This window comes from Flavobacterium aerium (genome assembly GCF_030766725.1).
In the GTDB taxonomy this organism is placed as follows: Bacteria; Bacteroidota; Bacteroidia; order Flavobacteriales; family Flavobacteriaceae; genus Flavobacterium; species Flavobacterium aerium.
In genome coordinates this window covers 17737-42671 of record NZ_JARQWR010000002.1, presented here as the reverse complement: position 1 = coordinate 42671, position 24935 = coordinate 17737, and the positions used below count along the sequence as shown (strand labels likewise).

27 protein-coding genes are annotated in these 24935 nt (G+C 31.7%); 17 read left to right on the top strand and 10 right to left on the bottom strand.

The window, feature by feature from the left end; genetic code table 11:
* Positions 1-9: 9 nt before the first annotated feature.
* Positions 10-1356 (bottom strand): sigma-54-dependent transcriptional regulator, encoded by a 1347-nt coding sequence (locus P6733_RS02780; protein ID WP_306350077.1) that lies wholly within the window; start codon positions 1354-1356, stop codon positions 10-12.
* A 142-nt stretch (positions 1357-1498) separates the two neighbouring features.
* On the opposite strand from P6733_RS02780, the gene P6733_RS02775 reads away from it, so the two are divergent.
* From P6733_RS02775 to P6733_RS02760, 4 genes are all read left to right on the top strand, one after another.
* Positions 1499-2737, top strand: coding sequence for an efflux RND transporter periplasmic adaptor subunit (locus P6733_RS02775; RefSeq protein WP_306350076.1), 1239 nt, complete (start codon positions 1499-1501; stop codon positions 2735-2737).
* 66 nt (positions 2738-2803) lie between these two features.
* The gene (locus tag P6733_RS02770; protein ID WP_306350075.1) at positions 2804-3502 is read left to right on the top strand and encodes an ABC transporter ATP-binding protein; all 699 of its coding nucleotides are present in this window, start codon (positions 2804-2806) and stop codon (positions 3500-3502) included.
* Between the two features lie 51 nt (positions 3503-3553).
* Positions 3554-5983, top strand: a complete 2430-nt coding sequence (locus tag P6733_RS02765) for an ABC transporter permease (protein ID WP_306350074.1) — start codon at positions 3554-3556, stop codon at positions 5981-5983.
* Positions 5984-6078: 95 nt separating this feature from the next.
* Complete coding sequence (locus P6733_RS02760; protein ID WP_306350073.1) at positions 6079-7410, top strand: TolC family protein; 1332 nt, start codon at positions 6079-6081, stop codon at positions 7408-7410.
* 79 nt (positions 7411-7489) lie between these two features.
* Here the strand turns inward: P6733_RS02760 and P6733_RS02755 are convergent, their stop codons facing one another.
* The 3 genes from P6733_RS02755 to P6733_RS02745 all read right to left on the bottom strand — a co-directional run bounded on the left by P6733_RS02755 (position 7490) and on the right by P6733_RS02745 (position 11770).
* A complete protein-coding gene (locus P6733_RS02755; RefSeq protein WP_306350072.1) occupies positions 7490-8344 on the bottom strand; it encodes a GEVED domain-containing protein in 855 nt (284 codons plus the stop codon).
* Between the two features lie 188 nt (positions 8345-8532).
* Positions 8533-9615: a DUF4932 domain-containing protein gene (locus P6733_RS02750; RefSeq protein WP_306350071.1), complete on the bottom strand. Its 1083-nt coding sequence runs from the start codon at positions 9613-9615 to the stop codon at positions 8533-8535.
* Positions 9616-9754: 139 nt separating this feature from the next.
* On the bottom strand, positions 9755-11770 hold the full coding sequence (locus P6733_RS02745; RefSeq protein ID WP_306350070.1) for a hypothetical protein: 2016 nt from the start codon (positions 11768-11770) through the stop codon (positions 9755-9757).
* Positions 11771-12035: 265 nt separating this feature from the next.
* Here P6733_RS02745 and P6733_RS02740 point away from each other — a divergent pair, with 265 nt between their 5' ends.
* Entirely contained in the window at positions 12036-12800 is a 765-nt protein-coding gene (locus P6733_RS02740) for a LuxR C-terminal-related transcriptional regulator (RefSeq protein ID WP_306350069.1), read from the top strand.
* A gap of 6 nt (positions 12801-12806) precedes the next feature.
* Here the strand turns inward: P6733_RS02740 and P6733_RS02735 are convergent, their stop codons facing one another.
* Positions 12807-12983 (bottom strand): hypothetical protein, encoded by a 177-nt coding sequence (locus P6733_RS02735; RefSeq protein WP_306350068.1) that lies wholly within the window; start codon positions 12981-12983, stop codon positions 12807-12809.
* Between the two features lie 57 nt (positions 12984-13040).
* The gene (locus tag P6733_RS02730) at positions 13041-13436 is read right to left on the bottom strand and encodes a hypothetical protein (protein ID WP_306350067.1); all 396 of its coding nucleotides are present in this window, start codon (positions 13434-13436) and stop codon (positions 13041-13043) included.
* 192 nt (positions 13437-13628) lie between these two features.
* On the opposite strand from P6733_RS02730, the gene P6733_RS02725 reads away from it, so the two are divergent.
* The 6 genes from P6733_RS02725 (at position 13629) to P6733_RS02700 (ending at position 18618) form a co-directional block, all read left to right on the top strand.
* Positions 13629-14618: a ChuX/HutX family heme-like substrate-binding protein gene (locus P6733_RS02725; RefSeq protein WP_306350066.1), complete on the top strand. Its 990-nt coding sequence runs from the start codon at positions 13629-13631 to the stop codon at positions 14616-14618.
* A 170-nt stretch (positions 14619-14788) separates the two neighbouring features.
* Positions 14789-15706, top strand: coding sequence for a bestrophin family protein (locus P6733_RS02720; protein ID WP_306350065.1), 918 nt, complete (start codon positions 14789-14791; stop codon positions 15704-15706).
* Between the two features lie 191 nt (positions 15707-15897).
* Positions 15898-16560, top strand: coding sequence for an NADPH-dependent F420 reductase (locus tag P6733_RS02715; RefSeq protein WP_306350064.1), 663 nt, complete (start codon positions 15898-15900; stop codon positions 16558-16560).
* A gap of 11 nt (positions 16561-16571) precedes the next feature.
* A complete protein-coding gene (locus P6733_RS02710; RefSeq protein ID WP_306350063.1) occupies positions 16572-17027 on the top strand; it encodes a nuclear transport factor 2 family protein in 456 nt (151 codons plus the stop codon).
* A gap of 286 nt (positions 17028-17313) precedes the next feature.
* Positions 17314-17925 (top strand): nuclear transport factor 2 family protein, encoded by a 612-nt coding sequence (locus P6733_RS02705; protein ID WP_306350062.1) that lies wholly within the window; start codon positions 17314-17316, stop codon positions 17923-17925.
* Between the two features lie 243 nt (positions 17926-18168).
* Positions 18169-18618, top strand: coding sequence for a hypothetical protein (locus tag P6733_RS02700; RefSeq protein ID WP_306350061.1), 450 nt, complete (start codon positions 18169-18171; stop codon positions 18616-18618).
* Between the two features lie 50 nt (positions 18619-18668).
* On the opposite strand, the gene P6733_RS02695 is transcribed toward P6733_RS02700, so the two are convergent.
* The gene (locus P6733_RS02695) at positions 18669-19403 is read right to left on the bottom strand and encodes a DUF4377 domain-containing protein (protein WP_306350060.1); all 735 of its coding nucleotides are present in this window, start codon (positions 19401-19403) and stop codon (positions 18669-18671) included.
* Between the two features lie 213 nt (positions 19404-19616).
* On the opposite strand from P6733_RS02695, the gene P6733_RS02690 reads away from it, so the two are divergent.
* The 3 genes from P6733_RS02690 to P6733_RS02680 all read left to right on the top strand — a co-directional run bounded on the left by P6733_RS02690 (position 19617) and on the right by P6733_RS02680 (position 21947).
* Positions 19617-19898, top strand: coding sequence for a hypothetical protein (locus tag P6733_RS02690; protein WP_306350059.1), 282 nt, complete (start codon positions 19617-19619; stop codon positions 19896-19898).
* Between the two features lie 61 nt (positions 19899-19959).
* Entirely contained in the window at positions 19960-20781 is an 822-nt protein-coding gene (locus P6733_RS02685) for a GNAT family N-acetyltransferase (RefSeq protein ID WP_306350058.1), read from the top strand.
* Positions 20782-20885: 104 nt separating this feature from the next.
* On the top strand, positions 20886-21947 hold the full coding sequence (locus P6733_RS02680) for a bifunctional transcriptional activator/DNA repair enzyme AdaA (protein ID WP_306350057.1): 1062 nt from the start codon (positions 20886-20888) through the stop codon (positions 21945-21947).
* On the opposite strand, the gene P6733_RS02675 is transcribed toward P6733_RS02680, so the two are convergent.
* Together P6733_RS02675 and P6733_RS02670 are read right to left on the bottom strand one after the other, a co-directional pair.
* Positions 21944-22420 (bottom strand): hypothetical protein, encoded by a 477-nt coding sequence (locus tag P6733_RS02675; RefSeq protein ID WP_306350056.1) that lies wholly within the window; start codon positions 22418-22420, stop codon positions 21944-21946. The genes P6733_RS02680 and P6733_RS02675 overlap by 4 nt on opposite strands.
* Positions 22413-22823: a hypothetical protein gene (locus P6733_RS02670; RefSeq protein ID WP_306350055.1), complete on the bottom strand. Its 411-nt coding sequence runs from the start codon at positions 22821-22823 to the stop codon at positions 22413-22415. Before P6733_RS02670 ends, P6733_RS02675 begins: the two co-directional genes overlap by 8 nt.
* A gap of 176 nt (positions 22824-22999) precedes the next feature.
* Between P6733_RS02670 and P6733_RS02665 the strand changes: the two genes are divergently transcribed.
* Positions 23000-23437, top strand: coding sequence for an acyl-CoA thioesterase (locus P6733_RS02665; protein ID WP_306350054.1), 438 nt, complete (start codon positions 23000-23002; stop codon positions 23435-23437).
* A 193-nt stretch (positions 23438-23630) separates the two neighbouring features.
* A complete protein-coding gene (locus P6733_RS02660) occupies positions 23631-24053 on the top strand; it encodes a VOC family protein (protein ID WP_306350053.1) in 423 nt (140 codons plus the stop codon).
* A 38-nt stretch (positions 24054-24091) separates the two neighbouring features.
* On the opposite strand, the gene P6733_RS02655 is transcribed toward P6733_RS02660, so the two are convergent.
* Positions 24092-24472 (bottom strand): winged helix-turn-helix transcriptional regulator, encoded by a 381-nt coding sequence (locus P6733_RS02655; RefSeq protein WP_306350052.1) that lies wholly within the window; start codon positions 24470-24472, stop codon positions 24092-24094.
* An 88-nt stretch (positions 24473-24560) separates the two neighbouring features.
* Here P6733_RS02655 and P6733_RS02650 point away from each other — a divergent pair, with 88 nt between their 5' ends.
* Complete coding sequence (locus P6733_RS02650; RefSeq protein ID WP_306350051.1) at positions 24561-24932, top strand: DoxX family protein; 372 nt, start codon at positions 24561-24563, stop codon at positions 24930-24932.
* The last annotated feature ends 3 nt before the right edge of the window (positions 24933-24935 follow it).

Here is a 24935-nt window from a genome sequence, read left to right as displayed (position 1 = left end):
AATAGTTCGTTATTCCTTAATATCAAATTTTTCCATTCTGCGGTACAATGAAGCTCGGGATAATCCTAATTCTTCGGCTGATTTACTAATATTGAAATTGTTTTTATGCAATACTTTTTCGATAGAGCTTTTCTCTATGTCAGCTAATTGTAAATCATCTTTATGATCCTCCACTGGCACTATGATATCCAAATCTAAATCGGAAATGGTGATGATATCTTTATCGCAAAGTATTACAGCCCGTTCGATTCTATTTTCCATTTCTCGAATGTTTCCATTCCACGCGTGTTTTTCCATCTGCTCTAAGGCTATGGGGTTAAAGACAATCGCTGCACGTTCATATTTATCAATCATCTTCTCCAATAAGAATTGGGCTAATGGTATAATATCATCCTTACGCTCACGGAGTGGCGGCAGCATTATTTCCATCGTATTAATGCGATAGTATAAATCTTCTCTGAAATTTTTATCGCCAACTTTTTGTTTTAAATCAGCATTTGTAGCCGTAATAATACGAACATCAACTGCTCTGGGTTTTGATTCTCCTAATCGGGTTACTGACTTGTTCTGGATTACCTGTAATAATTTAGATTGCAGGTGCAAGGGTACATTCCCTATTTCGTCCAAAAAAATAGTCCCATTCTGAGCCAATTCGAATCGTCCTGGTGTATCATTTTTTGCATCGGTAAATGCTCCACTGGCATAACCAAAAAGCTCACTTTCAAAGATATTGTCGTTCAATGATCCTAAATCTACATGGACAAAGGGTTGATTTTTACGTGGAGAATTTTGATGGATATGCTGTGCTAGTACATACTTCCCTGTCCCATTTTCACCTAAAATTAAAATATTTGCATCGGTTTTTGCTACTTTATCGGCAAATGAATACGCTTTTTGTAGAGAAGGGGAATGTCCAATAAAGAATCGATCCGTTTTGGGTTCTTTATCCACTCTTTTTTGCTCTTTTCTACTCTCCTCTACTCCTGTTTTTACTACGGCAAGTAGTTTATCATTATCCCAAGGTTTTAAGATATAATCAAAAGCTCCTGATTTTAATCCTTCAACAGCTGTTTCTACTTTACCAAATGCCGTCATAAGAATCACAATTGTTTTTGGAGAGAATGTTTTAATTTCTTTCAATACATAAATTCCTTCTTTCCCATCTTCAAATCCTATACGGTAATTCATATCCAAGAGTACCACATCAATATGATTCTCAGATAACAGATTTATAATGTTTCTGGGGTTATTGAGTGTGAAAATATTCTCAAAATGTTTTTTCAAAAACATTTTGGAAGCAAATAAGATGTCTTCCTGATCATCAATCACTAATATGTTTGCCTGTGTTTTTTTCATTACTGTACGGTTTCGGACAAAAGGTGTTCATTATCGGACACTTTTGATTTTTTAGAAATAAATAAAACACTAAAAATCAACGTGTTATTCTTTTTAAAGTTTGTGGCATAAAATTGATAAGTACCTCTATAAAATAATCAATATGGACACCATCACGCCTCGTAAAAATAGAAAAAATAAATACCTCGCCTTAGCTTTACCTGTTTTTTTATTAATCAGTTATTTTGTGTATTCTTCTATTACTAAAAAAAGAAGTTTAGACATTTCAAAAAATGAAATCACAATTAAAACGGTTGAGAATAATTATTTTGAAGATTTCATTGTATTTCAAGCAAAAGTGGAACCTTTACATTCTACTTTATTGAATGTTGTGGAAGGTGGTTCTATTCAAGAGATATTAGTAGAAAATGGGGCTTTCGTTGAAAAAGGACAACCTTTGGCTCGATTGTATAATCCCAATACCGAATTAGGGTACATGACCCAAGAAACATCTATTATTGAGCAAATTAATAACTTAAATAAGGCTAAACTTGATTTGAGAAATCAGGAACTAAGTTTGGCTAAAGATCTTATTGCTATTGAACATGATTATCAGGATGCAAAAAATCTATTTGATTTGAATCAAAAATTATATAAGGAACAAATTTTGGCTAAAAATGAGTTTGAGAAAACAACAGAAAATTTCAGATTTCAAAAAGAGCGTAAGAGTATAATTCAACAAAGTATTCAAAAAGAAAAACAAGCCAATCAGATTCAAATTTCACAAATTGGCCAATCTCAAGAGATTATGTATAAAAGTCTTGAGATTCTACGAAAAAACAAAAAGAATTTCTTGGTTACAGCTCCTTCTGCGGGCAGACTTTCTTCTTTTGAACCGGTTTTAGGTAAAAATTATGTATCTGGTGAAAGTATCGGAAAAATCGATATGATGAATGGCTACAAATTAATGGCTGATGTAGATGAATTCTATTTAGAGAAAATTTCTCCAGGGCAAATTGGGCAAGTAGAGTATAAAAATAAAATCTTGAAAGTTGAAATCTCAAAAGTACTTCCTGAAGTAAAAGGAGGGCGTTTTCAAGTCGAGCTTAATTTTATCGATGGAAAAGAACTAGATTTAAGACAAGGACTTAGTTTTGGTATACGATTAATGCTTTCTGAAAAAACAAAAACTTTGGTACTTTCAAAGGGTAGTTTTTATAGTGATACTGCTGGAAAATGGATCTTTGTTGTAGAAGGTGACAAAGCGGTACGTAGAAACATTAAAATAGGCCGAGAAAATCCGTTATATTATGAAATACAAGAAGGCTTAAAAGTGGGTGAAAAAGTAATTACCTCAACATATAAGGATTATAATGAAATACAAGTTCTTAATTTAAAATAATCATCAATCAATCAACGAATAGTAAACTAAACCAGTCTAATCCATTGGTTCTAAATCAAAAAAATTATGATCACAATTCAAAATTTATCTAAAGTATTCCGAACTGAAGAAATAGAAACTAAAGCTTTAAATGAAATTTCACTTCAAATCCAACAAGGTGAATTTGTAACTATTATGGGAGCCTCAGGTTGTGGAAAATCAACTTTATTAAACATCATTGGTCTACTGGATAGTGCAAATGGTGGAAGCTACAAACTATTGAATCAGGAAATGATGGGTTTGAGTGAAAAAGAAAAATCAAAAAGTAGAAAACAAAATATTGGATTTATTTTTCAGAATTTCAACCTCATCGATGAACTATCAGTATATGATAATATTGAATTGCCGTTGATTTATAATAATGTGAGTCCAGCAGAACGCAAGAAAAAAGTAGAAGTCATTGCAGAGCGTCTCGCCATTTCTCACCGTCTAAAGCATTTTCCTCAACAACTTTCTGGTGGACAACAACAAAGAGTTGCGGTAGCCAGAGCATTAGTGAACGAACCGAAGATTATCCTTGCCGATGAGCCTACAGGGAATTTAGATAGTAAAAATGGTAATGAAGTAATGGAACTATTGACTGATTTGCATGCAAATGGAGCTACGATCTTAATGGTTACGCACTCTGAATATGATGCTTCTTTTTCTCAAAGAACAATTTTAATGAAAGATGGAATGATCTTGTCTGAAAGACAGAACAGTCGAAACGTAGATGTATTTGTTTAAATCGCAAATTCTACTAACAATCTTATTTCATAACATTTAAATCAATTCATTATGCTTCGCAACTGGATCAAGATATTTTTATATCAATTAAAACGCAATAAACTCTTTGCTGCTCTCAATATTCTAGGACTAAGTCTTGGTATTGCAGGACTTATATTTACCACTTTATATTGGAATGAGGAACATTCCTATGATGCTTGGAACCCTGAAAAAGACAAAATATTCCAGGTCATTAGTGATATGGGTGAAGGTAAATACTGGTCAACAGTTCCGGGAACTTTGGGTGAACACCTGGGTGCTGAATTTACTGAAGTAGAAAGCTTTTGTTATTTCAAAACTAATTATCAATCAGAAATCATTGAGTACAATGGAAAAAAAGAACTCTATAAAAAGATTCTGAATGCTCAAAAAAACTTTTTTGAATTCTTCCCTTTCGAATTTATAAAAGGAGATAAAAAAACGGCTTTACAAGACAATGCAAGTATTGCTCTTTCTGAAGGAAATGCAAAACTTCTGTTTGGTGATGAAGATCCAATGGGGAAAACTGTACTTTATCAGAATACTCCTTTAGTCGTTCGTGGTGTCTATAAAATCAAGGGAAAATCTTCTATTGAACCTTTAATTGTAATTTCTACGATTAATAAGGAGTTAGAACAAAACAAAGACCAATGGGGAAATTATAATTTTGGTTTATACGTAAAATTAAAAGACCCTTCACAAGCCAAAACTGTAGAAAGTAAAATAGGTGACTTATTCTATGAATATAAATTTAAAAAAGAAGCAAAATCTCTAGGGGTTACTCCTGAAGAATTAATTAAAAAATGGGGTCAATCGAAAACAGTACTAGAAAATCTAAAAGATTCACGTTTACACTCTACTGTAAAATATGTATTTGAAGAAAAAGGTAACTATCAGTTCCTATTAATTCTATTTGGTTTATCCATATTAGTATTGACCTTATCGATCATTAATTATGTGAATCTTGCTACGGCAGATGCCGTTAAAAGAGCCAAAGAAGTAGGTGTACGTAAAATACTAGGGGCATCAAAAAGTAACATTGTAAAACAATTTATTTTTGAAACTATAATTCTAACCACTTTCTCTATACTTCTCGCTCTAGTAATTGTAGAACTTTCATTGCCTTACTATAATGATTTTTTAGGAAAAGAACTTGTTATTCAAGGCAGTCAATTTTACCTACAGTTGATTAGTATTTTTGTGATTGTTATTCTTTTTGCAGGTATTTTCCCTGCTGTATATGTAGCCGATTTTGAAGCTTTAAAAGTATTAAAAGGGAACTTTGGACGTAGTAAAAGTGGGATTTGGTTTCGTAATGGAATGCTGATATTACAGTTTGCTATTGCTACCTTTTTCATCATTGGTTCTTATATTGTACACCAACAAATACATTATCTTAGCACTAAGGATTTAGGTTTCAAAGGAGACCAAATTATACAGATTGACTATCGTAATCCTATTAGTGTTGAGAATAAAGATTACAAAAATGCCTCTCTTCAAAAGTACCATACCGTTATACAAGAATTAAAAAAGATAAAAGGAGTAAAAAATGCTTCAACGGGTTCATTTAGACTTGGGAGTGGGGCAAATTCATCTTCTGGTTTTACTTACAAGGATAATGCTGTACAGGGACAAAACATGGGTATTGATTTTGGAATGCTAGACATGATGGAAATTAAAATAGTCTCTGGTAGAAATTTATCTGAAAAGTTTGCTTCCGATACAATCAATTCAATATTAATCAATGAAACGGCTGCAAAATTGATGAATGAAAAAGATCCAATTGGTAAAGAAATTGAATGGAATGGTAATAAATTAAAAATTGTAGGAGTAGTAAAAGACTTTAATCTATATGCTCCACAAGATAAGATTCCTCCAATGGTTTTTTTCCATTTCAAAACCATCAATTGGATGGTCAATACACTTAGTAAAGTCTTTGTTAAAGTTTCTCCAAATGATATGGAACAAACGATAAGCGATATAGAAAAGTATTGGGGTAAAAATGTAGATGTGAAATATCCATTCAATTACGATTTTGTTAATAATGATTTTGCTCGAACATATGAGAATTATGTAAAGCAAGAGCGTCTATTTTCACTCTTAAACTTTATTGTGATTCTTATTGCTCTCTTTGGTTTATTTGCTTTAGCCTCCTACTCTATTGAACGAAGAATGAAGGAAATAGCCATCCGAAAAACATTAGGCGCTGAAACAAAAACCTTATTGAAAGAACTTTCCAAACAATATATTGTTTACTGTATTATCGGGTTTTTAATTGCTTTGATTCCTGTGTATTATTTACTGGGTAAATGGTTAGAAAACTTTGCTTACAGAATTGATATCAGTGTAATTCCTTTTATCATCGGATTCGTCGTATTGTTGCTATTGACTTTATTGATTGTACTTTCAAAAGCATATCAAGCTACAAAAGTAGATGTACTTCGTTACTTAAAATATGAATAATTAGTAGGATCTCACTCCTAGTTCTTTTCTCACAAATCATTTAATAATCAATAACCTGCAGAATTTCACTTCTGCGGGTTATAATTTCTATTGCCATGAAAAATATCAAAATATTCAGTCTGGTTCTCTTTTTTGGATTCACTATTCACGTTTCTGCCCAAGAAGTATGGACTTTACAAAAGTGCCTTGAAACTGGTATGAAAAACAATTTAGACTTCCAACTTAAACAACTTGATATTCTTAGTGCAGAAAAAACACACCGCAGTCCACTACTGGATTTATTACCTCGGGTTACTTTTTCCGGAAATCAAACCTATAGTATTGGTTCAACAATTGATCCATCGACCAATAATAGAGTTAGTTCTAACATTCAATCGAATAACTTATCGTTGAATGCAAACATGAATCTGGTAGATTTCAATAGTTTTACCCAAGCGCGTAGAAACAAAATTGCAATTCTTAAATCTAAAGCAGACAAAGAAGTAACAGCAAATGAATACCAACTTTCTATTCTAGAGAATTATTTTAATGTATTGTATTCGCAAGAACTACTGAAAATTCAGAATGTTCAGTTTCAAAATGCTCAATTTAATTTAAATCGAATACAAAAAGAAGTAGAGATTGGTAGTAAACCACAAAGTGATCTCTATGACATGCAAGTAAGCTATGCCCAGGAAGAAAATAATATCCTGAGTACAAAACAATTGTTGGAAAACCAGAAGCTAACCCTCTTACAGCTTATGAATATCACTACTGTACTACCCAATGATTTTTTGGTAGAGCCGCTAGCAACAACAGAGTTTCCTACAGTGTTATCCCCAAAAACAATTTTTGAAGATGCTCTTAAGAATTCTCCGATTATTCATTCGGCTGAACTCAATGAACAAATCTTTAAAAAGAACATCAACATTGAACGCAATAAGAGCTTACCGGTGTTATCCGCATTTTATACTTTTTCTTCTTTCTATTTTCTTCCCATTAGTCAAAGTAATGCAGTTGTAGATCCTTTTTGGACACAAATCAACAGTAATAAAAATCATTATATCGGAATACAATTATCAGTTCCACTATTCAATGGTTTAAGAAATAGTCAGAATGTACAGCTCTCTAAAATTGAATACCAGAAAAAAAGTGTAGCTACTAAACAGGAAAAAATAAAACTGAATAATATTATTACGCAAGAAATTACAAAACAGGAACAAAATAGAGTTTTGGTTACCCAACTAGAAAACACCGAAATTTTGGCTGAAAAATCATTCCAAACTACTCAATCAAAATTTACGAGCGGATTAGTCGATGCTACAATTTTCACTACCTCAAAGAATCAGTTGATTACTACACAATACAATTTGTTGAAAGCTAAATTTACGGTTCATTATCTCTCTCTAAAATTGAACTTTTTAGCACATAATAAGTTTACATTATAAAAAATACAAACTTATTATAACAAAACAAGGGGCAAAAAAGATGCGTTTTTTGTCCCTTGTTTATTTCTATACTACTACTTTACTTCTTGATTAATTTTCTAAAGGTTGATTGTCCATCTTTATATTGCACTTTCACAATGTATAATCCTGTGGCATATCCTGTAAGATCTAAATGATTGTATGCATTACTAATCAATAATTTTCCAGAATCACTATACAAGAGTAGATTTTCAATTTCATTGTTATCTTCTACCTTTACATAGCCAGATGTAGGATTAGGATAAATATTGAGCTGTTTCTTTTCTTTTGTTATGTTACCTACGGATAAACTGGCTGTCTTAATTTCGATTGTATAATCTCTGGTTTCCCCTGATCCAAATGAACTACAAGCATCTGTTGCCTTAATGGCACTTCCATAAGCTCTGGTTCGTACACGCATCTTAGTCTTACCCGGAATTGCATGGGCTGAAATTGTAAAATTACTGGTGTTTTCCGATTGCATATTATTGACTAACTCTGTCCACTCTTCTGCTTCAAAAATATTGTTTTGGTTATAATCTATCCAAATTGCTAGTACTGCTTCGGAGGAAGTAAATGTATAAAATACATATTCTTGCCCTACAATAAGCACTGTCGAAGTATTTTCTGAAATTGGATATTCATGGTAATACGTTGTAGGTGCTGCATAAGTCACATGATCGAAACTAGTTTCTTTAATTTTAAATTTCACAAAGGATGGCTCTAGTGCTCCTCCCAGATTGTCTTTACAAACGGTTGTTGTACTTTCATCCTTCTTTTGTGTTGATTGTTTATTCTTTTGAATGGTGACAATCGGTACTCGCAATGATTTGTTTTGAAATTCTTGTGCTTTCGATTCTGTACCCGATATCAATACAAACAGGAACACGCTAATGGATAGATAAATTTGTTTCATTTTGTTTAGCTTTAAATTATTATATGCAACATTGTTGCAAATTTAATAAGTAGCAAACAAAACGCAACATTATTGCGTTAAAATTTATTCTTTAGGCAAAATAAATTCTTTCCTTGATTGTTTGAATATATTGAGTCGATTTCTAATCGCACAGCCAATACAAAAATTAACCTTCGAAATGTCAAATATTATTTGATCTCCGCCGACTTTTTTTGAAGTATTTCAATACATTCTTTATAAACGGACTCAAAAGAAATAATATCTTTTGGGTTATAAAGGGCTAATCGGATATAAATGTCTTTCCTTACATCTTTACATTCCGTTAAGAAATAGAGTTCTCCACTCGTATCGTTACCTAATCTTTTCATCAATATTGCTTGCAAAGGATTAACGATAGCATGGTCTACATAATCTCTAATTTTAACCTCATCACATTCTTTACAAAGAGATTTATAATCTGATATATTCCCTATGTATTTGTTCAATAGTTCATTGGTGAATATGTGTGAAATTTCATGGTATAAAATCCTTCTTTTTCCTTCTAAGGTTAAAAATTTATTCGTTTCAGTAGGGCTATTAATATCCGTACATAAATTCGTTAGAATAAGGGCTCTTGTTTTTGGGTTATTATGTTCATAAAAAGATAATGCTCTGTTGTTAGCATTATTAGTCAATTCAACAAAAATAATAAATTTCAACCCTTCTTTCTGAGATTGATAAAACTGTTCTATCGATTCGAAAAGTTGCTCTTTTTCGGCTTCAATTTTTAGATTTTCGACTGCTTTTAAGTAATAGTTTTGATGGCTTTTAAAAAACTTTCTAAAATTAGATTTTTTATAAAAATCCAATAAAAGAGGCTTCATTTCTTTGATTTCCTGCTCACTGATTCCCATTCCTTTTAGTTCATCCAAATAGTATGAATCAAACTCAAAAGTTTCAAAATTTTTATACATTAGCCCTACTACCGAAAAATCTACTCCAATATTGTCATTATTCAAGATGTAAGCCATTAAAGGATGGTTCTTATAAGGATTGAAATAAGCTTTAACACTCTTATAATATTCCGTTTCGCAAGGCTTTAATTTATCATCAATTACATCATCTACCGCTAAATTGTATATCGTCCTGAAAAATTCAGTTCGTTCATCTACTTTAAAGATAATTTCATTTTTGGAAGGATTTTGAATCCTTTCCTTCGCTGATAAGCTTGTAGTGAAATTTAATACTATAATGAATATTATGGTAAAAAAAACAGGCAGAGTAATTTTCATAATTTGTTTTTTAATGTCGTAAAGATATTGTTTCTAGAATATAATTTTCTACACTTTTACCCCAATCACAACACGATTTATTATATAGACCCATAAAAAAACAAAAAGTTACACTAATCCTATTTTTTGAGTTATTTCGTTATTTTTTATAATCGGCTACTCGATTCAAAGCAATTTGAATCCCCAATTGTATCTGTTGGAAATTCTCTTGACTATTACCATCTTGCCTGTGATAACGGTACCGTATAAATGCTTTGGAGGCATCTCCTAATTTTAAAAAACCCTCAAGCCAAGAAACATAAATTAAATTCGTTGTTTCTGGTAAATAAGCATAACGCTCCTTTTTTGTTTTAAGCCATAAGAAATCAAAGCCAAGCATTAATCCAAAATCAGGATTTGGCTTTAACTCCATGGCTATACCTAAAGTATGTTTAATCGTGCTTATATTTGTTTTTAACTTTGAAGGTAATGCTACAATACCTCCATTTTCAATAAATACTGAGTCTGCAACGGATAATCTTCCATAATTCAAGCTATAATTGATTTGAAAGTTCGTCTTATAGTTTGTAATATTTAACTTGAAGACATTTAATAAAACTCCAAAATTAAAATTTTGATATTTTAATACTTCAATAGGTTTAATATAGAAATTAGCACGTCCATCTACTAATTGTGTAGTATTAACAGCATTTCCATCCAAAATATAATTACGGTCTTTTTCTTCAATTTTACTAAACGTTAATATTGGTGTTATAGTCGTTAAGAATCCCCAATTACTAAAAGCTGAAAAAACTTGAAACCGATTCGTATATAAATTTAATTTTTTTGAAACCTCAATTTGTACTAAACCATTCGGTTGGTCTTCATTCAAACCCATTAAATCAGTAAATATTCTGGCACTAAACGCATTGGCGGTTTTTTCTTTTTTCAGTTCTATAATGTTATTTTCTGGGGTCAATATGATAACTGCATTTTGAGGGCTATAATCTTCATTATCATTCTCCGCAGCTACTTTATACTCCACTAATTCATTCAAATTGAATTTTAAATCACATATTTCTTGTCCTTCATCCTTTTTAATAAGATTCCGCAATATTATATCGTCTCCCGCAAATATTGCATGTTTCGCAAATTTTTCTGGATCAAATTTCCCTGAGGTACTAATGGGTTTATTATTTCTGAAACGGATGCTTTTTCGTCCGTAAATAGCGGTATATTCCGGTACATTCGGGATTAAATCGGCAAATATGTTTTTTATAGTACCTTCATCGAATTCTATAGTAATTCGCTCAACATCAAAGGAGATCTGTTTATCCGATTTGGGTTCAAATTTCTCACTTTCCTTAGACATTTTACATGGTTCTGAACAACTATTGCAATCTTTAACATTCTTATATTTTATTTCTAAATCAATCCTTTTACGTGTTAATAATATATGAGCAACAGTAGGCTGTCGGTCACCAAATTTCACTCTATTGTCTATTTCATAAAATACCTTATCCACAACATTTTGAAATTCTTTGAATTCTTCAGATTCTTTTGATTGTTTATCAGAAGCGATATTTAACTCTTTTACCAATTTAAAACTTTTTTCAATTTCAGATTTAGTAATCTCTTGAAACTTATATTTATCGGTCGTAAAGCCCGGCTCACTAGTCTTGCTCTCAACTAGTTTTGCTGCATCTTTGTATTTCGCTAGCTTTTCTAGTAAGGAAGTTACTTCCTCTTTATTAAAACCCTCACTTTTAGCAGCAGCCAATATATACTCAATCAATTTTGTAATCATATCTGCTTTATCCGTACTTTCTACTTCTTCTTGCTTTGTTTTTTTCTGTGATGCAATAATTTTTTTAGCTTCATTAAATCTTGAAGTCAAAGTATCAATATCTTTTTTCTTCATTTCTTTTACAATCTCTAAAGCTTTTATATCTGTTATTACTTTGTCCAATTTATCAATTGAAATAGGTTGTTCTGCATTATCCAAAGAAGAATAGCTGATGGATTTTATACCATTTTCTTGTTGAATAAAATGGTAATTGTATAATTTACCTTTGATTGTAAAAGTTCCGTAAAAATCATAGGTGGGATTGGTCGGATTTTGTGCAAAGACAATTCCGCTCAAGAGCAGTAAAAAAATAAGGTAGTTTTTTTTCATCAGTGAAAATTTTAAATGAATATCCAATCATTATTATTCGAAGATTCTATTATTTTATATTCTATCCCTGCACTTACTAAACTAGTACTGAGTACAATCTCTATTTATTCTTCTAATTTATAAATGTGGTATTCTCTTTTTTCCATGATTGTGCCTACTCATATCTTCCTTAAAATTAATTCTAAAAAAAACATAAAAAAATACCATAAAAATGGTATTTTTAATCAATATTATTTTTATTTAACATAAATTCATAAGAATAAATATGCAAAAATTACCCTTTGATGAAATACAGCAATTGTGGTTAAAAATTGCCAAAATTAGGCCTGAGGAAGTCTCCGATTTTGACTTGCAACACTACCAGAAATTATCGGATGTATTTCAGGTGGGGGATTATTATTATTATATTTTTAATTTATGTACGGCAGAAATAGAATACATTCAGGAAAATGTGACCCAAATATTAGGTTATCCTCCTGAAGTCATTACTCCCGAATTTATCATGCAAAAAATCCATCCGGATGATCTATCGTATTTTCTGAATTTTGAAAACTATGCAATTCATTTTTTCTACCAGTTTACTCCAGAAAAAATAATGAAATATAAAATTCGATACGATTATAGAATCAAGAAATCCAATGGAGAATACATACGGGTACTGCAACAGTTACTAACGATACAAAGCGGTAAAGATGGTGGCGCCATTCGCGTATTGGGGATTCATACCGATATTACTCATCTAAAGCCCGAAGGTAAACCTACACTCTCTTTTATTGGCCTCGATAATGAACCTTCATTTCTAAATGTAGAAGCATTATCTGTTTTTAAAACCAAAAAGGAGATTATTACAAAAAGAGAAAAACAGATTCTCAAATATCTTGTCGATGGAAAAAGAAACAGTGAAATTGCTATTATACTATCTATTAGTAAACATACTGTTGATACACATCGGAAAAACATTCTCCGCAAAAGTGAAACATTCACCACCTTAGAACTTGTAAAAAAAGCGATTCGCGAAGGATGGATATGAATTCAATTATTTCAACTCATTTTCCTTCTCTTTCTTATCGATCCATTCTGTTTCCGTTTCAGAATGATCTTCTTTTTTTGTAATTGCAATCGGAATGCCACCACCCAAACCTATACCAATAGATGCTAGCAATAATAACATTACAAACCCAATAGTTCGTAGTGCTTTCTTTAAATTTCTCATACTGTTTATTTATACCACCAGGGATCCTGACAGCTTGTTTTAGAATAATTTTGCTAATTATAATCTAAAACGAGAAGTGTGGACTGTTGGATAAACAATAGCCATTACTTGTAAAAGGGAATGCTGAATTTCTTCTTTTATCACTATAAAATGCCTATTCAGATCCTGCCATTTGACTTGAATCAATTGACTGTAATAGTGCAGAAAAACGGAAGTATAATACGTGTGTAGTTTTTGTAGTTCTAAAAATAAATCGCTTACCTGTGTATAAAATAACGCTGTTTTTTTATTCGTAGTAACGAATTCTGAATGAACTAATTCTATTGGAACAATCTGTTGTTCTGCTTGGCTATTTGCTGAATAACCTGCAAAAGAAATTGTATTCAGTAATAAGGCTATAATAAATAACCATTTTGAGAATCGCTTGGTAGTATGTCCTATAGGTATGTGCATAACCACACAAAGATATTGATTTACAGCATTATAAGGCACTAATAATCCAATAAAAAGTACATCTCATAAATGTAAACCTCATTATAACAAAATGTCCTAAAAGTACAAGTTTTGACGTGAATTTTAGAAGCTATTTTCCAAACAATATCAGGAAATTTACCCTTCAATTATTCATTTATAAAATCAATCCCCATGAACAAATCATCTATAGAAGAACAATTTGATCAAATCATTGAAAAAAATATTTCTGTAACAGAAAATACAACAGAAGTTGAACGCATTGCAATACTGGATAATGTCATTCAATTACATGGTAATTGGAAAGAATTATTACAAGAACTGCATTTATTAGGAACAATTACAGCTGTTACGACCAATGATAATGCTATTCATGAAAAAACTGGTGTTTACGATGTTGTCACTTTTCAAGGTCCCGTAGGTACTGCACTAACCAAAGAAATCGATTTGCGCTTATTCATGATGCATTGGGCACACGGCTACCTTGTTCCAGAAAAGACTATGGCTAGTTTTCAATTTTTTGCTAAAAATGGACAAGCCATCCAGAAAATATACTTTGACCCTACTGCTTCGCCAGAAACCTATAGTCATTTTATTTCTAAATACGGCAGTATAACCAATACAAGTAGCGCTATTGAAATAGTAAAAGATCCTGTCCAACCTATCGAAAAGCCTGATAATGAGATTGACCAAATCGGTTTACAAAATACTTGGCGATTACTAAAAGACACACATGAGTTTTTTGGAATGCTCCAAGAATTTGAAGTATCCAGAGTTCAAGCTTTACGATTGGCACCTTCTGGTTATGTACGAAAAATACCTACTTCAGCCATCTATTCCTTATTGCTCAATGCGGTTACTTCGAATGTTTCTATTATGGCTTTTGTGGGTAATAAAGGATGTATTCAAATACATACCGGATGCATTTACAATGTTTCAAAACTAAATCAAATACTCAAAATTCAGGATCAAGATTTCTGTTTACAACTGAAAGAAGACCAAATGCATAATGCGTATATAGTACAAAAATCTACCGATTTAGGTATTGTAACTTCAGTAGAGGTTTTTGATAAAACTGGTGAACTGATTGTACAATTTTTTGGCGATCGAAAACCTACATTACCTGAACCCGAAGAATGGCGCAACTTATTACGCCAATTATAAAATAGTTTAACCCTTATTCAAATTATATTTTGGATAAGGGTTTATAAAATTCAGCTATCAGGAACTAAATTTAGGCCTCTTATAAGCACAAAAACGGAAGACTCTTGTCCTAATCCATATTTTTTCCAGTATTAATTCTTAATTTTATATTCATAAAATTTGAATCAAAAATGATTACCAAGAAAAAAACAAATTGGTTTAAGATGCTTTTTGAATGGAAAGGCTCCGTCTTACCTCAATTATTACCTCGTTTATGCCTTTTATTCCTCTTTTCTTTATTAATTGTTTACTTCCGTGATTTTTTACTGAAACATCATATCCACCTCAACCCTGCTATTTTTACGCTTTTTGGAATAGCATTGGCTATTTTCTTAGGCTTTCGTAACAATGTAAGTTATGATCGTTTCTGGGAAGGACGAAAACTTTGGGGTGCACTATTAAATGATACTCGTTCTCTGGCAAGACAAGCTCATACGCTCATTGAAGGAGAGGATTATAAACCTCAGCAAACTGATTTCATCAAACAACTTACTGCCCTTGTACATGCTCTGAAACATCAACTTCGAAATACGGATGCTGACCCTGACTTACAACGGTTATTACCTAATACTATGGCAAATTCATTGAAAAACAATACTTTCAAACCTATTGTCATCATGAAAAGCCTTGGGCTTTGGATACAAAATGCCCGCCGAGAAGGCCGAATTGACTCGATACAGCAGATTGCCTTTGATGAAAATTTAAACAAAATATCAGATATCATTGGTGGTTGTGAGCGAATTTCCAGCACTCCTATCCCTTATACCTATAGCGTTTTGTTACACCGCACTGTCTATATGTACTGCTTTATGCTTCCCTTTGGATTTGTGGAAAGTTTAGGCTGGATTACACCTTTTATTATCGTATTTGTCGCCTATACTTTTACAGCACTCGAAGCAATTGCCGATGAATTAGAGGATCCTTTCGGCACTCAGCCCAATGATCTGGCATTGGACGCCATGTCTGAAATGATTGAAAATACCTTAGCAGAACTAGATGATCAAAAGATCTCTGTCGTTCAAAAAAAACAAAACTACTTCATTACTTAAAATAAATATTATTTTTCATTCTTTGGTTACTTTCTTCATTATATAAAAAATGATTATTAACATCTATTAACATTGCTTATTAAGAAATCTTATTGGTAGACCTTTTGCTTGCGCCGTAACTTTGGTTAAAGATAAAAACCTAATTATAAGGGTTTAATTCACTTAGTCAAATTAACATCAAAATAAGCATTATGGATAATCATTTAAAAAATAACCCTATCGTCGCTATTATTGGTACTGGCAATATAGGGTCTCGTCTTGCAACAAATTTAGTCAGAGGAGGGCAAAAAGTAATAATCGCAGATCAAACTATTGAAAAAGCAGAAGTACTTACAACAAAACTAGGAAGTCTTGCCACCGCAGCAACGATTGAGGATGCTATTAAAAATTCAAATGTAATTATTATGGCAATCTGGTTTGAAGCAATTAAAACATTTGTTGTACAATATGCAAATGAACTAAAAGGCAAAATCATCGTTGATCCTTCAAATCCAATTGAAGTTGATGAAAAAGGTAATTTTCATAAAACTATTGATCAAAATCAATCTTCAGGTCAAATCATTGCAAACTTATTAACTAAAGATACGCCATTGGTAAAAGCTTTTGGTAGTGTTAGCGCTAATTCATTAAGTGAGGCTGCAAATAGCACTCCAGTACGCATGGTTGAATTCTATGCTACAGATAATGTTGATGCTGGAAACGTAGTATCAAAATTAATTACAGCCAATGGTTTCGATCCACTCAAAATTGGCGGTATTAACCAATCTATCCGAATTGAAGTCTTTGGAGATTTACATGAATTTGGAAGTTTAGGCAAACTAGTTACCCTAGATGAAGCTAAAGAATTAATCTAAAAATAATAATTATGGAAAATTCAAATGTACAAATAGTAAAAGATTTTTTAAACAACTATAGTGATGTATCATCATTTCCAACCTATCTATCTTCTGATGTAGTCTACATATCTTTAAATGAAAATGATGATCCACTAAGAAAGATTATGGTATGGGCTGGACGCCACGAAGGAATCGAAGAATTCATCAAATATTCAACTATTATTTCAGAAAATATGATGTTTAATAAATTCGAAGTGGAATATGTCTTTGGGGAAGGTGAAGATGTTGCTGTATTTGGAAATATTGAAATTGAATCAAAAAATCTTAATCAAAAAGCACATTCTCCTTTTGCAATCCGAATCAAAGTTCAAAATGGAAAAATTAATCATTTCCAATTTTTTGAAGATACTTATGAAACTGCAAGTACTTATCGCGTAAGTGGCACATGGAAAGTTTCAAATTCTAACGGTGAATTTGAAGTATAATTCTATCCATTACTAATTTCATTTCTGTAGCTCCAATTGCATTTATAGAAATATGGATACTTTGGTAGAACAAAAATACTATTTCAATTGAAAAGAAGCTTTGCTATTTGGGATAGCAAAGTTCATTACAATTAGTGACTTTGATCCTCTTAAAATTGGAGGTATTAATCAATCCATTCATATGGAAGTCGCTGGGGATCTAAATGAATTTGGACGTTTAGGTAAAATGGACCCTGAAAATTGTCTTAACAATCAATATCAAAAACTAATCTTTAATTAATTAAGTATGAAAAAGGTCATTTTAAGTTTAAGTATTTTCTCAATGGTTTTCTTAGCAAGTTATAATAACAAGCCTAAAAAAGAAAATATAGAGGGAATCGAGAAAGAAGTAACGGAGTTACCTGTTGGTGAAGCAAAAAAATTTATTAACAAAAATCAAAATATTAAAAATTCAAATATACAAATTGTAAAAGATTTCTTAAACAACTATGGTGATATATCATCATATCCGACTTATTTATCTTCTGATGTTGTCTATATTTCTTTAAATGAAAACGATGATCCATTAAAAAAAATTATGGTATGGGCTGGGCGTCATGAGGGAATTGAAGAATTTGCTAAATATTCAACACTTATTGCAAATAATATGATCTTTCATAAGTTTGATGTTGAATATGTCTTTGGAGAAGGCGAAGATGTTGCTGTATTTGGAACTATTGAAATTGAATCAAAAAATCTTAAACAAAAAGCACACTCTCCTTTTGCAATCCGAATCAAAGTTCAAAATGGAAAAATTAATCATTTCCAATTTTTTGAAGATACTTATGAAACTGCAAGTACTTATCGTGTAAGTGGTAAATGGAATATTTCAAATTCTAATGGAGAATTTGAAATTTAATAGTATCATTCCTAATTTTATTTCAAAAAACAGTCAATTATTTCTATAAAAACTATGGCGTTTTAGAAAAACAAAAATACTATTTCAATTGAAAAAACCCTTTGCTTCTTCTAGTCGCAAAGGGTTTTTAGTTTTCCATAAGCTAAACTTTTATATATAAAAACTTAACATTGAAACGTTTATATTATAATTATATTTGTTAACACCTAATTTACAATTAATTAGAAAAAACAACCATAGTACATGAGAAAAGCCACACCAAAACCCGTAGAAAATAGTGAAAATCCTATAGATCAAAATACTACCGATCAAATTCAGAATACACCACAAGATAATTCAACTGATGAAACAGCTACGACCGATGCTGCTACAGCTGAAATTGAAGAAGTTATCATTGTAGAAGAAGTTCAAGAAGCTGAATCTGAACTGGAAAATGAATCTAAAGAAAAAGGCATGAAAAAAGTGAAATCTGAGAAAAAAAATAAAGCCAAAGAAAAGGCTAAAAAAGACAAGCTGAAAGAGAAGATCAAAAAAGCCAAGGAAAAAGAAAAAGCCAAGAAGAAAGAAAAACAAAAAAAGGCGAAAGAAAAAGAAAAGGCTAAGAAGAAAAAAGCTAAGGAAAAAGAAAAAGCAAAAAAGGCAAAGAAGAAAGAGAAATCGAAGAAAAAAGGAAAATCAAAGAAGAAAAAATAATAAAAAAAGCCGACTAAATTAGTCGGCTTTTTTATGAAAAATTAAATCCTTTATTTCGCTGGAACTTCTTCTTTGAAAGTATAAGTATACATACTTACATCTTGCATATTGTCAGTTCTTGTTTTTCTAACTACTTTAATTTGTTGAACTTTACCTGGAACATATTTAAATCCTTCAATTTCTTCAGAGAAATTTTGCCAGTCTTTATCATTCTTTGGTGCAAATTTATCGTATGAAATTTGGTAACACTCTTTAGTACCTTTTCCTGGAGGATTCACAGCACATGTTCCTTTTTTCTTATTAACCCACATCATTAATTCCTTATCTTTTGGTGCAGGTTTCTCTGTTTTTTTCAACTTTAATCCTTCAGTACCATATTCTTTACCAACATATACTAATTGATCTCCATCTACTTTAAATGACATTTCATTTTTAGCGCTAGAACCACTTCCTACAGTTACTAAAGAAACTGCTGTTGTTCCATCATCATTTTTCTTCCACGTTCCCATTTCCACAATTTCTGGGGAATAATTATTGTAATCGGTAATCATTTCTGCATCACCATTCACATTTAGTGTCAAGCCAATTGTTCTCTCTCCACTAGATGCTGCCGGTAAGATTGCTTCATAATAATTCAATGCTGCAGCTTCCATTTTTGCTTCACCAACAGGCAATTCCGTTACTTCTTTCTCTGTTCCCTCAACATTTTCTTCTTTAGGCTTGTTATTGCAACTTGCTAAAAACACCATTGAGAAAACACTTAAACTTAAAATGACCTTTTTCATACTTAATTAATTAAAGATTAGTTTTTGATATTGATTGTTAAGACAATTTTTATGCCATATTCTCTTACATTAAAATAGTTTTTGCAACTTTAGGCTCATTCTTACAGGATTTCAGCTCAATGACAAACCTATTAACATCCTGTTACCTCTATAAATTTATAAAATAATTTAGTAATTTAGGGCTATATTCGCAAAATACTACCAATTCTAATTATGGGACAACTGGAAAAATATTATGCTGGCGATGAAAGCTGGGAGAAATATGTCAAACTATATGAAGAAGATTATCTGGATGATAATGCCCATACTTTAGCAAAATCAATTGGTGGTCATCTTGATCTGGCTGTAGTTATTTATGGAAAAAGAGGGCTGGAAGAAGGACTATGGTGGCTTGAACAGAATGTTCCTGCACTCAATAACATTACACCTATCGATTGCCTTGCTAGTCCAAAATTAATACGCCGTTTAAGAGAAACTCTTATGCGAATGCCATAATTCAAAGAAGCATTTAAAATTTACTTTAATAAATCACTTATTCCCCTATCTAATCATTATAATGAAAGTAGAAAAATTAAGCACCGTTCCTTTTGAAACTTTAATCGATTGTTTTCTAAAGTCTTTTGAAAATTATTATGTTCCTCTATCCACCGATCCGGAATATTATAGAAACAGATGGAATGCTGCAAATGTTCGATATGATTTATCATATGGAATGTTTGATGAAGGTAAACTAGTAGGATTTATTATCAATGCTATTGATTCTAGAAATGGACATACAACCGCATTTAATACCGGAACTGGTGTGATTCCTGATTATCGTGGCAAACAAATCGTTAAAACGATTTATGATTATGCCTTACCAGACTTAAAGAACAATGGCGTTACAAAGTGTAGCCTAGAAGTAATTCAGGAAAACACAAAAGCAAAACACGTATATGAAACGATAGGTTTTAAAATCAATAAAGAATATAGATGCTTTAAAGGGCATGTTACACCAAGTTCAGAAATACCAGTTGAATTAGAAGAACACAACCTAAGTGAAATTGAGTGGGAACTTTTGCCAAACCAATCGTTTTATTCCTGGGACAATCATCAAAATACTATAAAAAAGGGAAATTATAAATATTACAGTGTTGAAACCAATGATGGACCAAAAGGTTACTTCATCATTAATCCAACCAATGGTTATATAGCACAAATAAATGCAATGAATACTACTGAAGATGCTTGGAATGGCCTTTTTAATGGAGTAAAACAGGTTGCTGAAACCATCACTATAAATAATGTAGATTCCAGACTACAAGAAAAAATAAAGCAAATACAAGCAGCTGGTTTAACCCATACCGTAGATCAATTTGAAATGGAATTATTTTTTTAAAAGAATTAAAAAATACGTGTCTATTTTTCGGTTGTGTGCTGAGTATGCTGAATCTAACTTTGTCCTATAGAAAATAAAATCGTTCCATTCTAAATGATCTAATTATGCTAACGGATGAAATTATGTATAAGGCACTGGTTGAAAAAGATTCTTCTTTTGAAGGTATCTTCTATGCTGCTATCAAAACAACAGGGATATTTTGTCGCCCAACCTGTACCGCTCGAAAACCCAAGAAAGAAAATGTTGAATATTTTTCTAACTCAAAAGAGGCTATTCTAAAAGGTTATCGTTCCTGTAAAGTATGTAAACCTTTAAATCCTTATCGCGAAACACCTCCTTATATAGAACAATTACTCGATGAGATTAATAATGATCCTTCTGTAAAGATTAAAGATTTGGATTTAATACAGCGCAATATTGAACCTAGTACAGTACGCCGATGGTTTATTAAAAATCATGGGATTACATTTCATGCCTATCAAAGAATGCATCGAATCAATTCGGCTTTCAAGAAAATTCAAAATGGAGAATCTGTAACCGCTACCGCCTATGATGTTGGTTTCGAATCACTCAGTGGTTTTGGTGAATCCTTTAAAACGATTTTTGGCGTAGCCCCATCCAAAACTAAAGCGCAAACAATAATTGATTTCACTCGATTAGAAACCCCTTTAGGAACAATGGTAGCATGTGCAACAAATCAAGGAATTTGTCTCTTGGAATTTAGTGATCGTAAAATGCTTGAAACCGAGTTAAAAATGTTGACCAAACTCTACAATGCTACTATTATTCAAGGAAAAAACAGTTATTTTGAAATACTAAAACAAGAGCTTCAAGAATATTTTGAAGGTTCTCGACAAGAATTCACTATTCCGCTGGATACCAAAGGAACTGATTTTCAAAATCAAGTTTGGGATGTTTTATTAGGCGTTCACTATGGTTCAACCAGTTCATATATGGAACAAGCGCTAAAAATAAATAATCCAAAAGGAGTTCGCGCTGTTGCCAATGCCAATGGAATGAATCGAATTTCAATTATTATTCCTTGTCATCGTATTATAGGTTCAGATGGGAGTCTGACAGGTTATGGTGGTGGTTTGTGGCGAAAATCATGGTTATTAGATTTTGAAAAAAAGAATCTAAAGGACAAAATCGGTGTGGCATATTAGTTTATACATTTCCATTTATACTCTACTTCATAATTTGGTCCAGAACAAAAAAATGCTAATTTATATTTTTCATTGGTCAACATAGCAATTCTTTCTTCATTATCAAGTACAACTTGAATCATAGATAAATAGAGTTGTTTCCCTCCTTTTAGTGCTGCTAAGGGTGTATAAGCAAGATTAATAAATGCAAAATCTCCTATTGAACTATTTCTTTCGATATTGGCATTCCAAGAAGCAATAGCTGCTAAGTCTTTTTCTTCTAGCGCTTCTTGGAAATACTCCATGTTATATTTATTTTCCTGTACTAATTTCATCTTAGAATTTTCTTCGGTATCTATGCAAATGGATACTGCTTTCGACTCATGATCGTGGTAAAAGGCCAATGTATATAGGGAAACTGTATTATTTTTCTTTTCAAATTCAGCTAAAGCCTGATCCAAAACGGCCTGCAAAAAAACCTTTATTTTACTCATACTCTTCTATTAAATCTTCTTCTGTTATCCATTCTGCTATATCATTTAAAACTATATCTTTCATCCAACTCATAAAAGTATGATTTATTTCCTCTTCTCTATAGGGGTCAACTAATTCTCGTTTACCACTGAATGACAAATGACAGGTAATTACCTTATCCTCAATTTTACCATTTCTAACCAGAAAAAAAGCAAAATCTTCTCGATCTTGCCTACTAGCAAAAAGATATACCTCAAAGTCTGCACCTGTTTCAATACAAAATGCTTTATTAAAATATTCTTTTTTTAACCAATTTGGAGTCTCCATAATACTCTCCTTCGTATCGATAAAATACCATGGCTCTACAGCAGTTAATCCTTTTACTATAAACCAAGAATAAGCCAATGGGAATTCAATTTTCATGCTTTTAAATTTTATTCGATTCAATCAAACTAATCTTCCAACTATTAATTTTAAGGTATTTTTAAGAAGCAAAAGGTACAACTAATTACTATCCTTTTCATACTTTAGTACTTTAAAACCTTTTTATACTTACAAAATAAAAGCAATTGTAAGCCACTAATTTTATACCATTGATTATGACAACATTTAGTAAAAAAATATCCATTCGCTGGTCAGACATTGACCCTAATTTTCATATGAGACATAGTGCTTATTATGATTTTGGCGCTCAACATCGTGTTGAAATTTTAGAACAACTTGGATTGACGATGCGTGTAATGCAAAAAGAACATTTTGGTCCTGTTCTTTTTAGAGAAGAATGTCTTTTTAGAAAAGAAATACATTTGGCAGATCAGATTACCATTACAACCACACTTTTAAAAATGAAAGAAGATGCTTCACGTTGGTCCATTCAACATGAATTTATTAATGCAGATGGTAAAAGTTGCGCTGTAATTACTGTAGATGGAGCTTGGATTGATACGATTCAACGCAAACTGGCAATACCAACGCCTACTATTGCTGTTACTGTTTTAAATGGAATTCCGAAAGCAGAAAATTTTACACAATTATAGCAGTCTTTTTGAAGTAAATCTATAGTCTATCGTCAAGCATTTAATAGTATTAAGAAAATGTAAAATCATTCTTTGTTTATAAATTTAACTTTATTTTTAGTATAAAATTATTATATTCGGATTTTTCAAATCGAAAAATTACCTTATCTATCGAAACTAACAAATTAATACGATAATAAAGAAACTAACAATTATGACACAAATTAATCCTTATTTAAATTTTGATGGTAATTGTCGTGAGGCAATGGCTTTTTACAAAGAATGCTTCGGAGGCGAATTGGTTATGATGCCCTTTGAAGGATCTCCTATGGAGGATCAGGTTCCTGCAGAAGCAAAACAACATATAATGCATGCCAACCTTATCAATGGAGGTCTGGTTTTAATGGCTTCAGATAGTCTTAGCTGTGAATTAAAGAGAGGGAATGCAATTACGCTATCCATCAATTGTAGTAGTACTGCCGAGATTGATACTTTTTTCGGAAACCTTTCAAAAGACGGAAATATCACTATGCCATTATCTGAACAATTTTGGGGTGCAAAATTTGGTATGCTAACAGACAAATTTGGTGTCAACTGGATGTTAAACTATGACAAAGCCCCTAAAGAAAATGCTTAAATAGTAGATTCTAATTTAAACATAAAAAAAGCCAAGGATTATCTTGGCTTTTTTATATTTATAGCATTATTACTCGAATTCTGATCCTCTCCCCATTCCGACATTTTCACTAATATCTTCTCTAATGTCAACCCTTTTTCTGTTAATTCATATTCTACTTTTGGAGGAACTTCAGGATATACAATTCGATTCACTAAACCATCACTTTGCAATTCTTTCAACTGTGCGATTAGCATACGCTCCGAAACACCAATAAGTTTACGTCTCAATTCATTATACCGCAGTCTTCCATTGCTTAGCAATAATCCTAAAATACTAAGCTTCCATCGCCCTCCTATCACTGAAAGTGTATAAACCATACCACATTCTTCGTTCAAATGATTCTGATTAATTGTATTTGTTGATGTTTCTTTTTTCATATACTTACTTTTTTGTTAGTACCCTACAATTTCGTCAGTACTTACATATAACAAAAGAACAAAATATCTTTGTTAAAAAAATAGAATCATGAAATACTTTTTAAACGTTACACATTGGGCTGCTTACATTTACTATGTCTATATCTTTGGTTATGCAGGACTTTATAAAATTTTCTTACTTCCAAAAATGGTGAAAAGCATGGAATCGCTTGGCTTCAATAAAACCTGGACAATTTGGATTGGAATCGCAGAAGTTCTTGGGCTTATAATTGTATTACTCGGTCTTTATGACTCTCGCTTGAAAAACTTGGGATTATTACTCTTATTTCCTTTTGCCGTAGGCGCATTTACAACACATATGGCACATCAGGAATACCATCATTACTTTAACTCTCTAATGGTTTGTATACTGACCATTTTTCTATTGTTAACAGATAAGAATTTTAAAATTCATCTATAAAAA